The sequence below is a fragment of the Vibrio sp. TBV020 genome (genome assembly GCF_046056895.1).
Taxonomy (GTDB): domain Bacteria; phylum Pseudomonadota; class Gammaproteobacteria; order Enterobacterales; family Vibrionaceae; genus Vibrio.
The window spans coordinates 1,906,754-1,924,890 of sequence record NZ_JBEEAQ010000003.1; the positions used below are offsets into that span (position 1 = coordinate 1,906,754).

Here is an 18,137-nt window from a genome sequence, read left to right on the forward strand (position 1 = left end):
TAGCTTTCGATGGACGCCCTCATCAAGGAAGTTATCTTTGCTCAAAATGAAGGTGAGTTGTACGCTCGCTGCCTTAAAGAAGTTTATTCACGTTACCAACCTACCCACTGCTTGATCGCTGAATACGATTTGCAGCTCAAAGTGGCTAATACTCTCCACTACTTAGTGAAGGGCGAATATACAAAAAACATCTCTTATAGTTTGGTGGGTAGTCCATGTGAACAAGTACTGAATAACCAAGGGATTTGTGCATACCCATCTCAGATACAACAGCGTTTCCCTGAAGACATTGCGCTGCAACACTTAAACGCCGAAAGTTATGTTGGTATCCCCCTTCAATCTACAGACGGAACAATCGTTGGCGTATTAGCTCTGTTATTCGACCATTCCCTTACTGTTGATACGCTCGATGAAGATTGGCTACTTACTATTGGTTTTTTGGTCGGAAAATCTATTCTTCAACATCGTTTGACTCGTCAAAAGAATACCCTTATCCGTCAGTTACAACGTTCAGAACAGATCACTCAATCTTGCTCTTGGCGATGGGATGTAGATAAAGACAAGTTCAACTACTCTTCTAACTTAAATGACATGTTTAAGTTGTCTACAGATACAAAGTTATCGTTTTACGAATTCTTCAATCACTACGTATTTAGATCAAGTGAGCAATATAACAAGCTGTTGACTACCAATAGCGCGCATGAGCAAGTCACGACGACAATTATTCATAGTGAAGAGTCTAAATCTGAACTTGATTTGGAGCTTACTTACAGCAAACAATTCCATCCTAACGGCAGGTTAAAACGCATAGAAGGCAATATTCGAAACATTTCGGATCTATCTGAGCTTATTAATGATCACCTCATCGCTCAGCGTGTTATCGAACTATCCAGTAGCGGTGTAATTCTAACTGATGCGAATAATCTCATCATAAACATGAATTCGAAAGCTGAGGAGATCACTGGTTATACTCTGAAAGAAATATATAACCAACCTCCAGCGACGTTCAGTTCTGATATTCATGATCGAAAATTCTATAAAACAATGTGGCAGTCTATTGAAGATAACGACCACTGGTCCGGTGAAGTATGGAATAAAACCAAATCAGGCGCGATTTACCCCGAGCAACTTTCTATTCATGTCGTTAGAGGGCGTAAAGGCGATATTCAAAATTACATCGCTATTTTCGATGACTTAAGTTATAGGAAGTCCATTGAAAACGAACTACTCAAATACAAGAACAAACAAGACTTCACCGGTTTAATGACACGTACCAAGTTTATTCAAATGCTTGAAGACCACCCTAATCTTGTTGTGTTACTCGTTGATATTAGTCGTTTTTCTGAGATCAATAACCTCTATGGTGAAGAGTTCGGTAACAAGGTGCTTAGCTATGTGGGACAGACCTTGTATACAAATTTCAACGCTGAAAAGGTGAATATTTGTCGTTATGGTGCGGATCAGTTTGCTCTCACGTCGAATGTCGCGGACGTTTCCGATATTGAACAGCTTATCTCATCGGTACGCCGAACCGTTGAAAAAGAGTTTTCTATCGATGGTAAAAATATGAGTCTAGCCATCAACATGGGTTATTACATCCCGACTAAGTCCACCAGCAACACTCACCCTTTGACTAAAGCATATTACGCACTTGAAAAAGCGAAATCCCAACTTACACCCGGTACCGTTAAATACTCTGACTACCTAGAACAATGCGTTGAGCGCAAACATCAGCTCGGTGTCATGCTCAAAAAAGCGTTAGACGAAGAGCGCCTGCATGTCGAATATCAACCTATCTATGACGTACACAATCGGACGATTGTTAAGTTTGAAGCCCTTGCCCGCTGGGTCGAAGACAATCAGAACATTTCTCCATTTGAGTTTATTCCAATTGCAGAAGAGCTGGGTTATATCTCTCAACTCGGTAATTTGATCCTTAAGAAAGTCTGTAACGATATTCAGTCGATGAAAGCACTAGGATTTGAAAAGATCGTTATCTCAGTCAACCGCTCAATTGAAGAACTGCTTAATGAGAATATCGACAATTGTTCGATCTTAAATCAGTTAGACCAATCAGGGTTAACGACTCAAGATGTCATTATCGAGATTACTGAATCGATCCCTCTTGAAGATAAGCCTCAGGTTCAAGAGTTGCTGGCCAGTTTAAGGAAACGAGGGCTTAAGCTAGCGCTCGATGATTTTGGCACTGGCTTTGCCTCATTTTCTAATTTGATGAAGAATACCGTCGATCTATTAAAGATTGATCGGACGTTTATTCGCGATATTGAAAGTGATAAAAATAATGCAGTGCTAGTGGAATCAGTCAATATGCTGGCAAATCAATTAGGGTTAGATGTCATTGCAGAAGGCGTCGAAACTAAAGAACAACTTGAACTTCTTGAATCAATGGGTTGTCGTTATATCCAAGGTTACTATATTAGTAAGCCCGTCCCTTTTGATAACGCAATGGCTCTGTTAGAAAAGTACGACGCTAATCAGTAAGATATGAATCATAAAAAAGAGCTTGCCTCGGCAAGCTCTTTTTCATTTGCAAATAATTTTTCAACTACTTGATATTCAAGAATGCTGCGCCACGCACACCGCCAGAGTCACCATGTTTCGCTTTGATGATCTTCGGACACTTAGCGACAGACAGAAGGTATTTCGGTACACGCTTAGGCATTTCTTCGTAAATTAATTCGAAGTTAGATAGACCACCACCAAGGGCAACAACGTGCGGGTCATTTGCGGTAAAGATATTTGCAAAACAAATTGCCAGTAGCTCCATAAAGCGCTCAACATGCTCGACTGCTTTAGCTTCGCCTGCTTCATGAGCTTTAATGATTTCGATCGCTTTCTTCTCTTCGCCGAAGTAATGAGCATAAATCAACTCGAAACCGCGACCTGAAAGGTAACTGTCAAGGCAGCCTTTCTTACCACAGCCACAACCTAATAGAGGCGCATTGTCACCAAGGTGAAACCATGCATCTAATGGCAAACGAGTGTGACCAATTTCACCGGCAACGTGGTTGCGACCAGAGAAAACAGCACCGTCATAAATTAGGCCGCCACCAAAGCCAGTACCTAGAATAAGGCCCAGCACCGATGGTTCGTCTTTTAATTCTTCATCCCACGCTTCTGATAGCGCAAAACAGTTAGCGTCATTTTCAATTTTAACGGTACGGCCAATTTTAGCTTCTAGATCAGCACGTAGTGGTTTCCCTTTCGCTGCAGGGACATTTACCGTTAAGACAGTACCATCATCGGCATCTTCCATCCCTGGTAGTCCTAGGCCAATTTTACCTTCACAGCCAAACTCTTGGTCGTATTTATTAACCAGGCCTGCAATGGTTTCGACTAATTGTGCGTAGTCTTCCGTTGGTGTTGGAACTCGCTCAGTTGCTACTCTTTCAAGCGTATCGTTAAACGCACCAAATTCAATCTTAGTGCCACCAACGTCAAAGCCGTAGTACATTTCATCTCTCCCAGAAAAATTCATAAAAAATGCGAATTTTTTCATTATCCATATTGCTACGCCTACAATCTGTGACTTAGAACTAATTTAGGTCTGAGGTAGAGCCAAGTGCGCATTCTCTATCCAACCAAAACAAATTTATTAGAGGGATTTCTCGTTTCCAAACTGCTCAATGAACTGTTTCAACGCTGGGCGAGATTCATCTGGCTTATGACGTGTTTTACTGTTCATGTAAGATTCTCTGAATACATTAAACCAACCAGATAAGGTTTCAGATTCTTTAGTTCGCCCTAACTCTTTGAAAACCATAATTGCTACTTCAGCGGTAGCAAGATGTTGTTCATTATCCGAGCGTCTCATCATATATTGGGACACTTCCGTCGGACTAATCGACAACACAGGCAAAGAATCTAGATACGGTGACTTTTTGAAAATACGTCTTGCCTCGCGCCAGCTACCGTCAAGGAAAATAAGCAATGGTGTTTTGTTTGAGTCTAGTGATTGATGCTCACTGAATAAAAGACGGTGTTTCTGCTCTACATACTCATCAGGAAAGACCACAATAGGTTGATAAGCTGGGTTAGATAGCAGATCTAACATTTCTTGAGCGGGTTCTGTTCTGCTCCACTGAAAAGCATACCCTTCTTTTACTGTATCAAGGATCAGTCGGCCGGTATTACTCGGCTTAAACACTTCATTTTCTGACATCAACAGCATTACGGCTATATCGCTCTCAATGTCTGGTTGATATGCACACAAACAATCTTTTTGCGATACTTGGCAATATTGGCACCGAGTGACTTTACTACCTCGTGCATTAAAAGGTTTGGTTGAACGCTCTAAGCGCTGTTGATACAAGTGATGAAAGGCGTGGATTCTCATGGCGTATCGTAGATAATAAACAGGGTGAGCAAGTTTACCCTCCCATTTTTCAGTTGCAAGGATTAGTGAGAATGCATGACCCCGAATTGATTCGATTGAGCTTCTTTATCAGCGTACTGTGCTTATGTTCAGTATGGGAGTGGATGCGACCACGAAAGGAGCTAACACAAAGTAAGCTCTTTCGTTGGTTAAACAATCTTGGTCTTATTGCATTTAACTCTCTATGCCTGACACTTCTGATGCCAATCTTGGCTTATCAAGCCGGCATCTATGCGCAGCAACACACAATTGGGCTGTTTAACAACATAGACTCTCTCTCAGCACCTCTCGTCGTTTTCTTATCCGTTGTTCTATTGGATTTTGCTATCTACGTACAACACCTTGCTTTTCATCGAGTTCCATTGCTATGGCGCTTACATCGAATGCACCATTCCGATCAGGATATTGATGTCACCACGGGGACACGTTTTCACCCAATTGAAATCGTAATCTCAATGTGGATTAAAATCGGTTTAGTTTTGTTATTTGGCGTGTCACCTATCGCCATTGTGATCTTTGAAATAGTGCTTAATGCGAGCGCTATGTTCAATCACAGTAACGCTTATCTACCTTTAAAGATCGACCGCGTCCTGCGCAAGTTGATTGTCACACCTGACATGCATCGTGTTCATCATTCAGTAGACGTTAAGGAAACACATTCCAACTTTGGTTTTTTCTTGTCGGTGTGGGATCGAGGGTTTAAAACTTACCGAAGCCAACCAAAACTTGGCCACGATAAGGTACAGATTGGGATTCCGCTGTTCCAAAAACAGCAAGAACAGCGAATTGATAAAATGCTCACGCAACCATTTCGCTCCCATTAAACCACATATTTATGGAGCATCGTTTGTTGATTTTCTGCGATGTTGGCCACTTGTTGTGAGCTGCCGACCATAGAATCGAGTTGCATTTGTGTCTGTTCTCCTTGCTTGGACACTGCCTTGATGGATTGCGTCACATTGACTGTCGCACGTTGTTGCTCTTCGGTAGAAACCGACACCTGTTCAACGCGCGTTCTAATGTGACTGATCGAAGACTCGATATGCGCAAATGTTTCTTTGACCTGTTCACTGGAAGACAACGCGTTATTCATTTCCTCACGGGATTCTTCCACTGCTCTCTGTGAAGTTTGCGCTGCGAGCACCAGTTGGTCCATTCGGCCACGAATATTTGTGGTTTGTGCTGACGTATCGCTAGCAAGCTTTCTTACTTCATCCGCAACAACAGCGAATCCTCTGCCCTGTTCTCCTGCTCTTGCCGCTTCAATTGCTGCATTTAGTGCCAGCAAATTAGTGTTTTCCGCTATCCCTGAGATAAGGTCGACCATTTCACTAATTTGCCTTACGCGTTTATCCAGCTCTTGCATCGATACTTCATTAGCATCGAGTGAATCCGCCAGCGCTTTCAAACGAACTTGGTTTTGTTCAATAGCTTGTACGCCTTGTATTGAATGCTTAGATGCAGACTGAGAGTCTTGATATGACTCTGCCGATACCTCAGATATCTCCCTGATTGATCTATCGAGTTCATTTACGGTGTCCACCATATTGGCGAGCGCATCATTTTGAAGTGCTAAGCTTTGTTGAGATTGAGCTGCCGCGCTATGACTAATCTCTGCTGCTTGGTATAAGGTGTCACTGTTGTTTGTTACGTTAGTCAATGATTCTCGAGTGGTACTCGCCAAACTGTTCAACTTCTCCGCGACTTCTTGCAATTCTTTGGGACCAGTTAGTTTTGCAGAGGCTGTTAAATCATGACCGGTCATCTTTGACAGGCATCCAGTGATGTTTTTCAGAGCACCATTGATCCAAGCTCTCAGGAACAGCCCTGTAACAACAACCAGTAAAACCATCGACACTCCGCTAGAGAGTACGATCAAAATGATGTTAGCGATTGTTGATTTAACAACATTTTTACCATCATTGATTAATGACTCTGCGCTGCTTGAAATCCCTTTGAGGAGCGCAATGGTTTGGTTCGCTGCCACAACCATTTCATCTACTTGTCCATTTTGAGTCGAAACAAGTTCTAACTTCTGTAAGATCTTGTCGACGATTGCGCCCGGCTCGAATCCAGAGATAACCATCTCGTATGCCGAAATTAAGCTCGCGAATTCAATCACATCAGGATGCCATTCTTTGAAATCGTCATAGGCAAGTTCAACACCCGCTAGTCTGTTTTTTAACTCGCGGTATTGTTCTCGAGCTTTTTGTTCATCTTCTTCCATCAGTAGTTGAATAAATCCCGTCTCCATCGCACTTACATTCGCGATGAAACGGTTAGCGGCATCAGCTGATTCTGGGTTTCCAGCCGCTAAAAACGCGCTAATACGGCTCATTTCTGGCCCCGCCGAACTCAAGCCATAGCGGAACTCATCTAATTCTAAGTCAATGCTCTGCTGCAATAATAAAATATCTTTCTGAGTAACAATTACCGACTCGCTTAACTGATTGAGTGATTCGATATGGTCTCTAAGTATTGTGTTGTCATCGCTCGATATTGTATCGCCAAATTGGTTAGACAAGCTCACTACACGATCACCTGAACCGCTCGTCTGCTGCTTTAATCGCTCAACCTGTTCTTCTAGTGACTGTAATTGTTGGATAGATTTCGATTGAGTGCTGTAACTTAACTGCTTCACCTGTTCAAGAATGGTTTGAGTCAGATGGGCATTCATCATAGCGAGTGGTAAAGCGTGATCAGAAAGATGTGAAAACTGTCGTTCTATGCGCTCTACCCCTTTAATACTCGTGACAGAGAGCAAAATCGCCATTAATGTGATAGTAATAAACACAGTGCTAATTGTTTGCACTAACGAGAGGTTGCCTTTTTTCAGCTTGTCCATGTGGAAACGGGTCTCAATACGATTAATGTCAAGAAGGGATACTATGTCTAGTTTGTTACGATTCGATTGCACGCCTAAACGCAGTATTCGTCTCGAACGTTTTGGGAAAGCGATTTTGTTGTCTACATTGTTGTCTGCATGTGCAAGCCAACCTAGCAATGACTTTTCTTCATCACAGACGCAACCACTCACGACTGAACAGCTCGAAGTTAAGGGCTCATTCTTGGATGTATATCAGGTTTGGCAAGGCGCGCCATACCGTTTAGGTGGGACAACATTTAACGGGGTGGATTGCTCCGCTTTCGTACAAACAGCGTACAAAAATGCACTAGGTATGCAGATTCCTCGAACAACATTAGCTCAAGTGGAAGTTGGGAAAGAAGTGGACTATCAAGATGCGAAGGTTGGGGACTTAGTCTTTTTTAAAACCGCCCCCAAAACCCGCCATGTCGGCGTCTATTTAGGTAACAAACAGTTTATGCATGCTTCGACATCGAAAGGTGTGATTATCTCTAGGTTGGATAATCCATACTGGGCATCGAAGTATTGGCATTTTAGACGTGTAGCTTACTCGCCTCAAACAAACTAAAGGAGTTAGAGTTAATCGTATTTAGCGACTGCTGAATCGAATAAGTTCTTTAGCAGAGCAACATACTCATCAAGGAATCCAATTTGCTCATTCGTTGCAGGCTTTGACCAAACGCCAGCGAGAACTTCACCTAGGTCTTCAACAACTGAGTCAGCTTCTTTTAACAGCTGGAAGCGAACACTTGAATGGAGTTCTGGGTTCTGTTCGAAAATGGCCATGATATTACTTGCGACCATGTCGGTTACAACATCTTCAACACTCTCTGAGCCTGTATCACCTTCATCTGAGGCAAATACATCTAGATTAAAAGCCAAGTGCTCAATTAGAGCTAAGTAACCATCGGTTTCTACAACCACTTGTTATCTCCATCATTGCAAACTCGTCGAGTTCCATCCTAGTAATAGTAAGCTATATCAATAAGAATACACAACTTACAACGAGTCAGTTGCTAATAATTTCCTCACCTGTATACCTTGCCGTATACAAGACCGTTAGATAAGGGAAATTTGAAATTAGTGTCAGTAAATTCTACATATATCCCACCACAATAAATAACCGCGCAAGATTATGTCCTGACATAAATCACACTTTCACTACTGCAATATGTAAATTAGCTAAATGATTGAATTTTTTGCACTATGAATCAGAATTCACTATCAGCATATTCTACACTGTAATTATATCGAACCGGACGCAGGATAGGTTATGTGGCAAGCCATTTCTAAACAGTTATCTGAGGTTTTACTATTTTCTTTTGAAATCAAAGAAAAAACGAAGGTTCACGGTGGAGATATAAATGACTGCTATATGATTTCTGACGGCGAACAGAGATATTTCGTGAAAGTAAATCGTCGAGACTTTTTGCCAAAGTTTGAAATCGAAGCAGAAAACATTCGACTTCTGCACGACAGTCGAACCGTGTTCGTCCCTGAACTAATCATGACTGGCACGTCAAAAGAACACGCTTTTATTGTTCTAAACTACCTACCGACCAAACCCCTAGATGATAGTAAAAACAGCTTCCTTTTCGGCCAGCAGCTTGCCCGTCTACACTTATGGGGAGAGCAAAAAGAATATGGTTTAGATCAGGATAACTATATCGGTTCTACGTTACAGCCAAATAAGTGGGACAGAAAATGGGGACGTTTCTTTGCCGAGCAACGCATTGGCTGGCAATTACAACTGCTGCGAGAAAAAGGCATCAACCTTGTTGATATAAACGAGTTTACTCAGCTAGTTCAAAGCCGTTTGGCAAGCCACCAACCTAAACCCGCCCTACTCCACGGTGACCTTTGGCATGGCAATGTCGCTAACTCTGTTTTTGGCCCTATTTGTTATGATCCAGCATGCTATTGGGGGGATCGCGAATGTGATATTGCGATGACCGAGCTATTCGAAGGTTTCCAGCCGGATTTCTACCAAGGTTACGAAAGTGTCCTCCCGCTCGACCTAAGTTACAGTGAACGTAAAGACATCTATAACCTCTATCACTTACTTAACCACTATAACCAGTTTGGTGGTCATTACCTCGAGCAATCAGAAAAGCTAATAAAACAGATTTTACTATATTAAATGTAAATAGTTATTAACTAACAATAACTTACTGATTATGGCATTTGTATTTGTCAAACACTGCGATTCGCTTTGGTGACTTGGGTAAAGGTGAACACTCCGTTTCTCTAACCCGGTCAACTTTTGTACTTAATTCATGTCTAACACAAACTTCTAAGCATATTATTACTGTGTCTACAGGGAATTTCTTTCAACTTGAAAGAGTCAGTTAGACGCAGTTTTCAAACATACCAAAGTTCAGGATTTGTGGAGTAAATATCTTGAATGAAGAGGTTGTTCTCTCTTAAGAAGGTATATAGATGTAAGGAAAAGAGTTATGCGTAATTACACAGAAAAGATGGTTTCCTGCCCTCACTGCGGACATACAATCGGCATTACGTTAGATGCATCCAACGGCAATCAAAACTTCTACGATGATTGTCCTGCTTGTTGCAATGCAATTCACCTAACCATGACCGTCAATGAGCAAATGGATAAGATCGAGCTTCTTATTGACGCAGATGACGAGCAAATTTTTTAGCTCTAGCATTTATCGAATATCAATCAATTACGCTTAGTAATCTATTTTTATCGGTAAGTAGCGGTCTTAAATCCGCTACTTACTTATTCAAGCGTTGATTAAGCTAAGCTCTTGCTAGCTAATACTCTTTCAACAGTATCAACTATCGCCTGGGTTTGCGGATCAAACTCTACGTTTATTTTGTCTCCCACACATCTTGACCCAAACAAGGTACGTTCCAACGTTTCTGGAATGAGATGCACTGAGAAACGATTTTCCTCTACTTCACCAATCGTTAGAGAACAACCATCCAAACCAATATACCCTTTGGCCAATACATACTTAATCTTATCTTCAGGCACAGCAAACCAAATCGTACGGTTGTTTGGTGAATCGATCACATCAACGACTTCACCAACCAAACTAATGTGGCCTGACATCGAATGGCCGCCGATCTCATCGCCGAATTTAGCTGCTCTTTCAATATTTACTGAGTCACCTTCCACTAAAGAACCTAAGTTGGTCAAAGCGAGCGTTGCTAGCATCAAATCGAAATCAATCAACTCACCTTCAATATTTGTTACCGTCAGACAGCAACCATTGTGAGCAACAGACGCCCCAATCGCTAAGTCCTGACTCAGTTCACCAGGCAGTTTTACGGTATGAGTTTGAAATTTCTTTTTCTTTTTGATGGCAACGACTTCTGCCATTCCTTGTACAATTCCAGTAAACATTGTTCAATTCCGCTAGTTTTTATTAGCGCTTAGTGTGACATTTCTTTATCATCTCAGACAATCATTTTCTCTTTGAACAGAATCAGGTTTTCTATCGTATTTCGCTTAGCCTTTTTCTCAGTTATGTAGTTTGGAGTTCTGTTTTGCATCGTTATAAAGCTGAAGCAAATACCTTAGTTAAACTTGCCACTCCGGTCCTCATCGCTTCTGTTGCTCAAACAGGTATGGGCTTTGTTGATACCGTTATGGCAGGTGGCGTTAGTGCGACTGATATGGCCGCCGTGTCAATTGCTGCTAGTATATGGCTGCCATCGATCTTATTCGGTGTCGGCCTCTTAATGGCACTTGTACCTGTCGTTGCACAGCTCAATGGTTCTGGCCGCCAGCACAAGATCCCATTTGAAATACAGCAAGGTGTCGCGATGGCACTGCTTATCTCTGTACCGATATCTTTGGTTTTACTGCAAACAGAATTCATCCTTGGACTGATGGATGTTGAGCAGTTGATGGCTGACAAAACCATTGGCTACATGCACGCGGTAATTTACGCAGTACCTGCATTCCTACTGTTCCAAGCTCTTCGTAGCCTTACCGATGGCATGTCGTTGACCAAACCGGCGATGGTTATTGGTTTTATCGGCTTGTTGATCAATATTCCACTTAACTGGATCTTCGTTTACGGTAAATTTGGCGCCCCTGCTTTAGGTGGTGTTGGTTGTGGTGTTGCAACCGCTATCGTTTATTGGATCATGTTCGCGCTTTTGCTTATGTATGTATTAACGTCAAAGCGCCTTGCTAAAGTCGAAGTCTTTAAGACCTTCCATAAGCCCGATTCTTCAGCGCTGCTTCGTTTATTGAAACTTGGGTTTCCTGTTGCAGCAGCGATGTTTTTCGAAGTAACACTTTTTGCCGTTGTCGCTCTACTTGTCGCACCTTTAGGCTCGTTGGTTGTAGCAGCACACCAAGTTGCGATTAACTTCTCTTCACTTGTTTTCATGCTTCCAATGAGTATTGGTGCTGCAACCAGTATTCGTGTAGGTCATCGCCTTGGTGAAGAAAACGTCGAAGGTGCAACGATCGCTTCACATGTTGGTCTTATTGTTGCTGTGCTTCTTGCGACGTTTACCGCGCTTGTGACTGTGCTGTTCAGAGAGCAAATAGCGCTTCTCTATACGGACAACCGCGCGGTTATCGAATTGGCGCTACAGTTACTTCTATTTGCTGCTATCTACCAAATCACCGATGCGGTCCAAGTTGTGGCCGCAGGTGCTCTGCGTGGTTATAAAGACATGGCCGCAATATTCAACCGAACCTTCATTGCATATTGGGTTCTTGGGCTACCAATCGGCTATGTCTTAGCGATGACAGATTGGATTGTTGAACCTATGGGAGCTCAAGGCTTCTGGCTGGGCTTCATCATCGGTTTGTCGTCTGCTGCAATCATGTTAGGTTTGCGCCTGCATTGGATGCACCGTTTGAGCGATGAAAAGCAATTAGAATTAGCGTCTAAATAGTAGAAAAAGGTCGATTTAAACATCGACCTTTTTTATTGCACTCTCTCACGAACATAACGAGCAAACTTAGGAATGCCATTACTTGTGTAACCGTTATAACGAAACGTCACTTTACTGCCAATTTCCGGAGGATTCTTTCGTAGCTGATCGGTAAACCCACTACCCACATAAAACTGAAGTCCATTATCTAATTGAACCAACAACGCCCCCATCATCCCTTTGTACTTTCCATTCCCAACTTTATAGCCAATTACAATCGCTTCGGCGTCTTGGTGTTTCTTAAGCTTGAGCAAGTCACTACTTCGTCCAGCTTGGTATCGACTGGTTATTTTTCGCAACATAATACCTTCTCCTTGCGAGCTATCAACACTATCGAGATGCTGAAATAGCTCTTCTTGAGAAGATATTGGCGTATGTTCGATATATTTAAGGTGATCGATTTTTAAAGAATGGACAAGGTGCACTAGGCCGAAGTATCGCTTCTTATAGTCCCCCGCTGAATAAGGAATATCAAACAACATATATTCGATTTGTTTCCACGCAGCTTCGTTGGGCTTCTTATCTAGTACCGTCTGTTGAACCAACGAAAAGTTACCTCTACCTGCCCATAACTCCCCTTCTAACGGGTGGTCAGGTAGTGGCTTAGTGAACCAAGGTGGAGCATAAATTTGGTGGCCATTTCGTGTTTTTAACGTCTTACCATCCCAAATAGCTCGTATGCCGTCGAGCTTTTCACTTTTCCAGTAGTCGTCGATACTAACTTCACTGTGATAGTTGGTCGCTAATATAACAGGAGAAAAATCCGCTGGATCATATCCAGTGTCTGCGTTTGCTATCGCAGAAATCAAAACTCCTATTGCGACGGCTGAAAGGCGTAATTCCATTTATTCTTACCCAGTAATTCACTTATCCTATTTTCAACACTTTTTGTTTGTCGGCACAATCAGCGCGTCATCATCATCCGATGCACATCTACCCCGCCCTTAAACTACAGATTTATGAGTTACATAAGAGTGACGTATTACCTATTCGCTTCGGTAAAGTTTGATTATCAATTTGAGAAATCCCGTTTCTCATTTTGAAAAAAACAACATCAAACATCATATACCTTTGATTTTATTAATTTAATTTATTGGCATGCTACGTGCTCTAGTTACATCAAACTAGAACGGAGATAGCATCATGGAATTACGTAAAATTGAAGCAAGCGACACAATTACGACTCTAATCATCAACGGCAACCTTGACGCTGACGGTAGCCGTTTCGCTCAGCCGCATATCGATGAAATCATTGCCGATGATAATCAACGTGACATCGAGATCGATTTCAGCCAAGTGCAATTTCTAGACTCATCGGGTGTTGGGGCGATTGTGTACCTTTATAAACGCCTTGTTGAGCGTCAACGTAATATGCGAATTGAAAATGTTTCGGGCCAACCCCTTGAAATTATGAACCTACTACGTATTGACCAAGCCATTCCGGTTAATTCGCACACGCATTAAAACTATAAAGCTTTGGACCACTAAAGCACTAACAAAGGACGTTGGCATGAATACAATCACACACTACATAGCCCTAGCTGCGACTTCTCTATCCCTTATTGGCTGTAGTAGCTACCCAGAGGAAGGACGAGGAGGTATAGCTGAACACTATATTCAGTCCTCCTTCACTCCTGTTATGCCTGACGAGCCACTAGGCCCAGAGCACGGACTACGCTTCGATTGGAAACTCGCTAAGCTTCAATTAGATACACTCATTCGTGAAGGTGCTCGTTGGTGTTTTCCTGCCGCAGTCGTTCAAGCATTAGAAAAACAAAATCGTATTGCACGTGAACTCGAGGGTGGTTTATTACTCGATGCCGCTAACGACCTTGTTATCCAGAGAAACAGACTTAATGAGTTGGAGCTACAGCTCGATTACGTAACCTCTCAGTCAAAATGTTTACCTCCAACCAATGAACATTCATTTCAGCTGCGCTTAGCCACGATAGACGAACTCTACAACTTGCTAAACGTAGATAACCAGTTTGCATTTAACTCAACAGAGATTAATCCCAAGTACATGGGTCACCTTGCTCAAGCATCGAACATCTTAAAAGAACATCCTCAGTTCCACCTTTCAGTTACTGGGCATGCAGATTCAGTGGGTGAAGTGAGCTACAACCAAAAGCTTGCGATGGGTCGAGCTCAACAAGTTAAACGCTACTTAACTATTTTTGGACTATCGCCAAGCCGCATTAAAACGAATTCTGTTGGCGATACTCTGCCACTATACGAAGGTGACTCTGAAGGCGTCCGTTTAACTAACCGCCGCGTCAGTATTGAAGTTATCGATACCGAAGAGAAAACAACAATGCGTATGCAAGGAGGCTATCATGAAATGGACTAATTATTTCATTGCAGCCCTACTCACTCTGACTTTCTCATTTGTTTATGCGAGTGAAGAACGCGTTCAGATTGGCGACCTTATTCAAGTCAACTTACCGGGCGAATCTACACTGAATAAAGGCTTCCAAGTCGACAAACGTGGGCGGATTACGTTACCCGAAGTTGGCGCTTTGTACGTAGCAGGATACAGTGAACAACAGTTAGAAGTCGCCGTTAAAGAAGCTTTAGAAAAGGTATATCGAGATCTTTCCTCTGCTAAGGTCTACATCGCTGAACAACAAATCTTAGTCTCTGTTCAAGGCTACGTTAACTCCCCTGGCGAATATACCTTAACGAAAAGTGCAGACATTCAAATGGCTCTTCATGCCGCAGGAGGCCTTCGTGCAGGCGCCCAATTAAACAGTTTGTTTATAAAGCGTGGCGCTGAAAAAGTGACGTTTAACTATAAGTCTTTTTTAGATACAGGTAACGAAGCCTTGCTCCCGAGCCTGGAATCGCTAGACACTATTTTTGTTCCGGCATCTCCACTAGTGGGTAACATTGAACAAGAATTTGATGCCAACAAGCTTGCAAACGCTGGTGACAGTGGTGATGCACGTACGGCGATTAAAGTTTTTGGTGAGGTAAATGCACCTGGTTCATTTGGCTATAAAGCAAATACCGATTTAGTCGATGTGCTTATGCGCGCCGGTGGTGTAACTCGATATGCGTCAGTAGAACAAATTCGCGTGATTTCCGATAACACGCCAAAACTGTTCAATTTGAAGGCCTACTTGGACAGTGGTGATGTCTCTATGCTGCCGACATTAACTCCGGGTACTACTATCTTCGTACCAAAACAAGAAGAAGAAATTAAAGCGGGCGCAAACGTCGTCTATATCATGGGGGAAGTGGCACACCCAGGTGCTTATGAGGGCAAAAACAATGCTTCGTTCATGGACATCTTGGCAAATGCTGGCGGTCCTACTCGTTATGCTGAATCTCGACAGATTCGTGTTATTAAAGCCGATGGTCGCGTAGTAAAGTTTGACTTAACCGCATTCACTGAAGGTCTTACTCGTAGCAATCCCCCTTCAATCGGGCCTGGTGACGCCATCTTTGTTCCTGAAAAAACCGACATGAATGAGAAGTCATGGCTGAAGATCGCCCCGAATCGAGCGGTAAGTGTCATTGGTGAGGTCGTTCGTCCAGGTCGAGTTGAATGGTCTGATGAAATGGATCTTATGGATCTCTTAGCTCACGTCGGTGGCCCAACACTAAGAGCAGACACATCAAAAATTGAGGTCATCACTCAAGGTAACAAACTGCACGTATTCGATTTGGATGCCTTTATTTTAAACGGAGCTTTAAGCAGTGAACTACCAGAAATAAGCGCAGGTTCAATCGTCCGAGTCCACGATCTGCCGCAAGATCCTTCAGACAACAAATCACAATGGGTACGTCAAAGTTCAGATGCGTCGATTTACGTCTTTGGCCAAGTTAATGCACCTGGTAGATACCGATTCACCAAAGATATGCACTTTCTAGACATACTCTCTGCGGCAGACGGCCCAACTAAAGACGCTGATATTCATAACATTCGTATCACCCACCGAGATAAAAGCTACTCTCAGGTGAGTAAACTGAACTTATCGCTCTATTTTGAAACCGGTGACGAAAGTTTGCTACCTATGGTGACTATGGGCGACACCATCTATATCCCTGAAAAAGATAAGATTTGGCTTGATCGCTCTAAAGAGTCTACAGTTAGAGTATTAGGTGCAGTAAACAATCCTGGACGATATGTATTCGACGATAACATGACTGTTCTTGATTTACTTGCAGAGGCTGGTGGTCCATCAGAAAGAGCGTATTTGGAAAAAATCTCAATCGTTAATATGTCTTGTTGCCAAGGTCAAGCTCGTGTCTTCGACTTGATTGACTTTAGCAAGACGGCAAACATCTACAAACTCCCAGTATTGCGAGCTGGCGATACAATCTATGTCCCAGATCGTAGTGAAAGTCTCATAGAAAAAGCACGTGTTGGGCTAGAAGACATTCTGCGCCTTACAACCACGATTGTGTTGATAGGAGCGTTGTAATGATCATTCCAGCTACCCACACAGAAATAGAGCAGATTTACCTTGCTGCCGAAATGAATGGTTGCCGCTCTCTTTGTATAACAGCTTGCCAATCAGGTGACGGTGTAACATCCATCGTCACTGCGCTAGCGGAGCGTTACTTGTTTGCCGGACACAAAACACTCGTTGTCGATTTGAACACATTCCACCCCGCTTTTGAGGGGGTAGAATTTTCAAACAGTAAACCACAAGAGCAAATCGGCACGCTGATATCTCATTCAGATACACACCAACTGTTTACTGGTTTAACTATCCCAACCAATCAAGCCGCTTTATTGGAATACAAAGACCCTTCTTGCTTGGCAAAGTCGGTTAACCTGTGGCTCAACGATTTTGATAGAGTCATCTTTGATACCTCTCCATTACTGCACATTAACCGTGGCAATATCCCAGCTCAAGTTGTAGCAAGTGCCTGCGACCAAACCGCCCTGGTCGTATTGGGAGGTAAAACATCCACCAGCCAACTTGAACAAGCCGTTTCGTTATTAAAAAGCGATTCTATTTCTCTTTTAGGCAGTGTGCTTAACATGAAAGAGCAATCGACACTCGCTCAGGAAATGGTCAGAGAACTCGAGCGCTTTAAAGTCATTCCTCAATCTTGGCGAAATAGCATCGCCAAAAGAATCTTAACTAACGAATTTTTAGCTCAATCTGCATAGGGACATATTATGAAAAAGCTAATCTTACTTCCGCTTGTCATCGCTTCCTGCTCGGCTGTTGCAGAGGAAACTTTAACCTTTGGCATTGTCCCTCAGCAGTCGGCAAGTCGATTAGCAGAGCAATGGGGACCAGTGATGGAGTACCTATCCCAAGAAACTGGGCAAAGAATTGAATTTAGTACTGCTGCTGATATCCCGACCTTTGAGAAACGGCTAGCAAACGGTGAGTATGATGTTGCTTATATGAACCCCTATCACTATACGGTTTACAGCGCTAACCCTGGTTATAAAGCGATAGCAAAGGCCAAAGATAAACGCATCAAAGGGATCATCGTTGTGCGTAAAGATCAAAGCATTGAGTCTTTAGAGCAGCTCGATAATAAAACGCTCGCCTTTCCTTCCCCGGCCGCTTTTGCTGCCACCATACTGACTCAAAGTGATTTGAATAAAGCTGGTGTTAGTTTCAGCTCAGATTATGTTTCATCCCATGACTCCGTCTACCTTTCTGTCGCAAGAGGGTTTTATCCAGCTGGAGGTGGTGTCATGCGCACGTTTAACTCTATACCAGACGAGTTACGCGAGCAGCTTACACCGCTATGGACGACACAACCTTATACACCCCACGCAATCGCATACCACCCTCGAATCAGTGCTACACAAGCAGCAAAAATACAAAGTGCACTGCAAAGAATGGAGCAAGTTTCCTCTGGTAAAGAACAGCTCAAGTCACTCAATATAAAAGGCTTTATTAACGCTCAAGATAGCGACTGGGACGATGTCAGAGCACTGGACATCAACGTACTTAACTAGAGGTACTCATG

17 protein-coding genes are annotated in these 18,137 nt (G+C 42.8%); 11 read left to right on the plus strand and 6 right to left on the minus strand.

The window, feature by feature from the left end:
- The first annotated feature begins 9 nt into the window (after positions 1 to 9).
- Entirely contained in the window at positions 10 to 2,502 is a 2,493-nt protein-coding gene (locus tag AAFX28_RS16760) for an EAL domain-containing protein (protein WP_408689322.1), read from the plus strand.
- 64 nt (positions 2,503 to 2,566) lie between these two features.
- On the opposite strand, the gene nagK is transcribed toward AAFX28_RS16760, so the two are convergent.
- Together nagK and AAFX28_RS16770 are read right to left on the minus strand one after the other, a co-directional pair.
- A complete protein-coding gene (gene nagK / locus AAFX28_RS16765) occupies positions 2,567 to 3,475 on the minus strand; it encodes an N-acetylglucosamine kinase (RefSeq protein WP_408689324.1) in 909 nt (302 codons plus the stop codon).
- Positions 3,476 to 3,616: 141 nt separating this feature from the next.
- On the minus strand, positions 3,617 to 4,357 hold the full coding sequence (locus AAFX28_RS16770) for a tRNA-uridine aminocarboxypropyltransferase (protein ID WP_408689326.1): 741 nt from the start codon (positions 4,355 to 4,357) through the stop codon (positions 3,617 to 3,619).
- A 71-nt stretch (positions 4,358 to 4,428) separates the two neighbouring features.
- Between AAFX28_RS16770 and AAFX28_RS16775 the strand changes: the two genes are divergently transcribed.
- A complete protein-coding gene (locus tag AAFX28_RS16775) occupies positions 4,429 to 5,220 on the plus strand; it encodes a sterol desaturase family protein (RefSeq protein WP_408689328.1) in 792 nt (263 codons plus the stop codon).
- On the opposite strand, the gene AAFX28_RS16780 is transcribed toward AAFX28_RS16775, so the two are convergent.
- Positions 5,217 to 7,241 carry a methyl-accepting chemotaxis protein gene (locus tag AAFX28_RS16780; protein WP_408689330.1) on the minus strand — a complete coding sequence of 675 codons (2,025 nt, stop codon included), beginning with the start codon at positions 7,239 to 7,241 and terminating at the stop codon, positions 5,217 to 5,219. The genes AAFX28_RS16775 and AAFX28_RS16780 overlap by 4 nt on opposite strands.
- Before the next feature lie 43 nt (positions 7,242 to 7,284).
- Here AAFX28_RS16780 and AAFX28_RS16785 point away from each other — a divergent pair, with 43 nt between their 5' ends.
- Entirely contained in the window at positions 7,285 to 7,830 is a 546-nt protein-coding gene (locus AAFX28_RS16785; RefSeq protein WP_408689332.1) for an NlpC/P60 family protein, read from the plus strand.
- An 11-nt stretch (positions 7,831 to 7,841) separates the two neighbouring features.
- Here the strand turns inward: AAFX28_RS16785 and AAFX28_RS16790 are convergent, their stop codons facing one another.
- A complete protein-coding gene (locus AAFX28_RS16790) occupies positions 7,842 to 8,186 on the minus strand; it encodes a DUF3802 family protein (RefSeq protein WP_408689334.1) in 345 nt (114 codons plus the stop codon).
- Positions 8,187 to 8,535: 349 nt separating this feature from the next.
- Between AAFX28_RS16790 and AAFX28_RS16795 the strand changes: the two genes are divergently transcribed.
- Both AAFX28_RS16795 and AAFX28_RS16800 read left to right on the plus strand, forming a co-directional pair.
- Positions 8,536 to 9,402: a fructosamine kinase family protein gene (locus AAFX28_RS16795; RefSeq protein ID WP_408689335.1), complete on the plus strand. Its 867-nt coding sequence runs from the start codon at positions 8,536 to 8,538 to the stop codon at positions 9,400 to 9,402.
- Between the two features lie 316 nt (positions 9,403 to 9,718).
- Complete coding sequence (locus AAFX28_RS16800) at positions 9,719 to 9,922, plus strand: CPXCG motif-containing cysteine-rich protein (protein WP_408689337.1); 204 nt, start codon at positions 9,719 to 9,721, stop codon at positions 9,920 to 9,922.
- A 98-nt stretch (positions 9,923 to 10,020) separates the two neighbouring features.
- Here the strand turns inward: AAFX28_RS16800 and AAFX28_RS16805 are convergent, their stop codons facing one another.
- Positions 10,021 to 10,635 (minus strand): riboflavin synthase subunit alpha, encoded by a 615-nt coding sequence (locus AAFX28_RS16805; RefSeq protein WP_408689338.1) that lies wholly within the window; start codon positions 10,633 to 10,635, stop codon positions 10,021 to 10,023.
- A gap of 143 nt (positions 10,636 to 10,778) precedes the next feature.
- On the opposite strand from AAFX28_RS16805, the gene AAFX28_RS16810 reads away from it, so the two are divergent.
- The gene (locus AAFX28_RS16810) at positions 10,779 to 12,149 is read left to right on the plus strand and encodes an MATE family efflux transporter (protein WP_408689340.1); all 1,371 of its coding nucleotides are present in this window, start codon (positions 10,779 to 10,781) and stop codon (positions 12,147 to 12,149) included.
- Positions 12,150 to 12,181: 32 nt separating this feature from the next.
- Here the strand turns inward: AAFX28_RS16810 and AAFX28_RS16815 are convergent, their stop codons facing one another.
- Positions 12,182 to 13,033, minus strand: a complete 852-nt coding sequence (locus AAFX28_RS16815) for a DNA ligase (RefSeq protein WP_408689341.1) — start codon at positions 13,031 to 13,033, stop codon at positions 12,182 to 12,184.
- Positions 13,034 to 13,331: 298 nt separating this feature from the next.
- On the opposite strand from AAFX28_RS16815, the gene AAFX28_RS16820 reads away from it, so the two are divergent.
- From AAFX28_RS16820 to AAFX28_RS16840, 5 genes are read left to right on the plus strand one after another with little or no spacing between them, the layout of a single operon-like run.
- Entirely contained in the window at positions 13,332 to 13,652 is a 321-nt protein-coding gene (locus AAFX28_RS16820; RefSeq protein WP_408689342.1) for an STAS domain-containing protein, read from the plus strand.
- A 46-nt stretch (positions 13,653 to 13,698) separates the two neighbouring features.
- Complete coding sequence (locus AAFX28_RS16825) at positions 13,699 to 14,538, plus strand: OmpA family protein (protein WP_408689343.1); 840 nt, start codon at positions 13,699 to 13,701, stop codon at positions 14,536 to 14,538.
- On the plus strand, positions 14,525 to 16,618 hold the full coding sequence (locus AAFX28_RS16830; protein WP_408689345.1) for an SLBB domain-containing protein: 2,094 nt from the start codon (positions 14,525 to 14,527) through the stop codon (positions 16,616 to 16,618). The genes AAFX28_RS16825 and AAFX28_RS16830 overlap by 14 nt, the downstream gene beginning before the upstream one ends.
- On the plus strand, positions 16,618 to 17,316 hold the full coding sequence (locus AAFX28_RS16835) for a chromosome partitioning protein ParA (protein ID WP_408689347.1): 699 nt from the start codon (positions 16,618 to 16,620) through the stop codon (positions 17,314 to 17,316). The genes AAFX28_RS16830 and AAFX28_RS16835 overlap by 1 nt, the downstream gene beginning before the upstream one ends.
- 9 nt (positions 17,317 to 17,325) lie before the next feature.
- Positions 17,326 to 18,126, plus strand: a complete 801-nt coding sequence (locus AAFX28_RS16840) for a phosphate/phosphite/phosphonate ABC transporter substrate-binding protein (protein ID WP_408689348.1) — start codon at positions 17,326 to 17,328, stop codon at positions 18,124 to 18,126.
- Positions 18,127 to 18,137 lie beyond the last annotated feature (11 nt).

What these genes read in the sequence shown, in the direction of transcription:
- AAFX28_RS16830 (WP_408689345.1), top strand. Translation starts at nt 14,525, where the DNA reads ATGAAATGGACTAATTATTTCATTGCAGCCCTACTCACTCTGACTTTC.
- AAFX28_RS16760 (WP_408689322.1), top strand. Translation starts at nt 10, where the DNA reads ATGGACGCCCTCATCAAGGAAGTTATCTTTGCTCAAAATGAAGGTGAG.
- AAFX28_RS16780 (WP_408689330.1), bottom strand. Translation starts at nt 7,241, where the DNA reads ATGGACAAGCTGAAAAAAGGCAACCTCTCGTTAGTGCAAACAATTAGC.
- AAFX28_RS16800 (WP_408689337.1), top strand. Translation starts at nt 9,719, where the DNA reads ATGCGTAATTACACAGAAAAGATGGTTTCCTGCCCTCACTGCGGACAT.
- AAFX28_RS16775 (WP_408689328.1), top strand. Translation starts at nt 4,429, where the DNA reads ATGCATGACCCCGAATTGATTCGATTGAGCTTCTTTATCAGCGTACTG.
- AAFX28_RS16805 (WP_408689338.1), bottom strand. Translation starts at nt 10,635, where the DNA reads ATGTTTACTGGAATTGTACAAGGAATGGCAGAAGTCGTTGCCATCAAA.
- AAFX28_RS16770 (WP_408689326.1), bottom strand. Translation starts at nt 4,357, where the DNA reads ATGAGAATCCACGCCTTTCATCACTTGTATCAACAGCGCTTAGAGCGT.
- AAFX28_RS16835 (WP_408689347.1), top strand. Translation starts at nt 16,618, where the DNA reads ATGATCATTCCAGCTACCCACACAGAAATAGAGCAGATTTACCTTGCT.
- AAFX28_RS16840 (WP_408689348.1), top strand. Translation starts at nt 17,326, where the DNA reads ATGAAAAAGCTAATCTTACTTCCGCTTGTCATCGCTTCCTGCTCGGCT.
- nagK (WP_408689324.1), bottom strand. Translation starts at nt 3,475, where the DNA reads ATGTACTACGGCTTTGACGTTGGTGGCACTAAGATTGAATTTGGTGCG.
- AAFX28_RS16825 (WP_408689343.1), top strand. Translation starts at nt 13,699, where the DNA reads ATGAATACAATCACACACTACATAGCCCTAGCTGCGACTTCTCTATCC.
- AAFX28_RS16795 (WP_408689335.1), top strand. Translation starts at nt 8,536, where the DNA reads ATGTGGCAAGCCATTTCTAAACAGTTATCTGAGGTTTTACTATTTTCT.
- AAFX28_RS16785 (WP_408689332.1), top strand. Translation starts at nt 7,285, where the DNA reads ATGTCTAGTTTGTTACGATTCGATTGCACGCCTAAACGCAGTATTCGT.
- AAFX28_RS16815 (WP_408689341.1), bottom strand. Translation starts at nt 13,033, where the DNA reads ATGGAATTACGCCTTTCAGCCGTCGCAATAGGAGTTTTGATTTCTGCG.
- AAFX28_RS16820 (WP_408689342.1), top strand. Translation starts at nt 13,332, where the DNA reads ATGGAATTACGTAAAATTGAAGCAAGCGACACAATTACGACTCTAATC.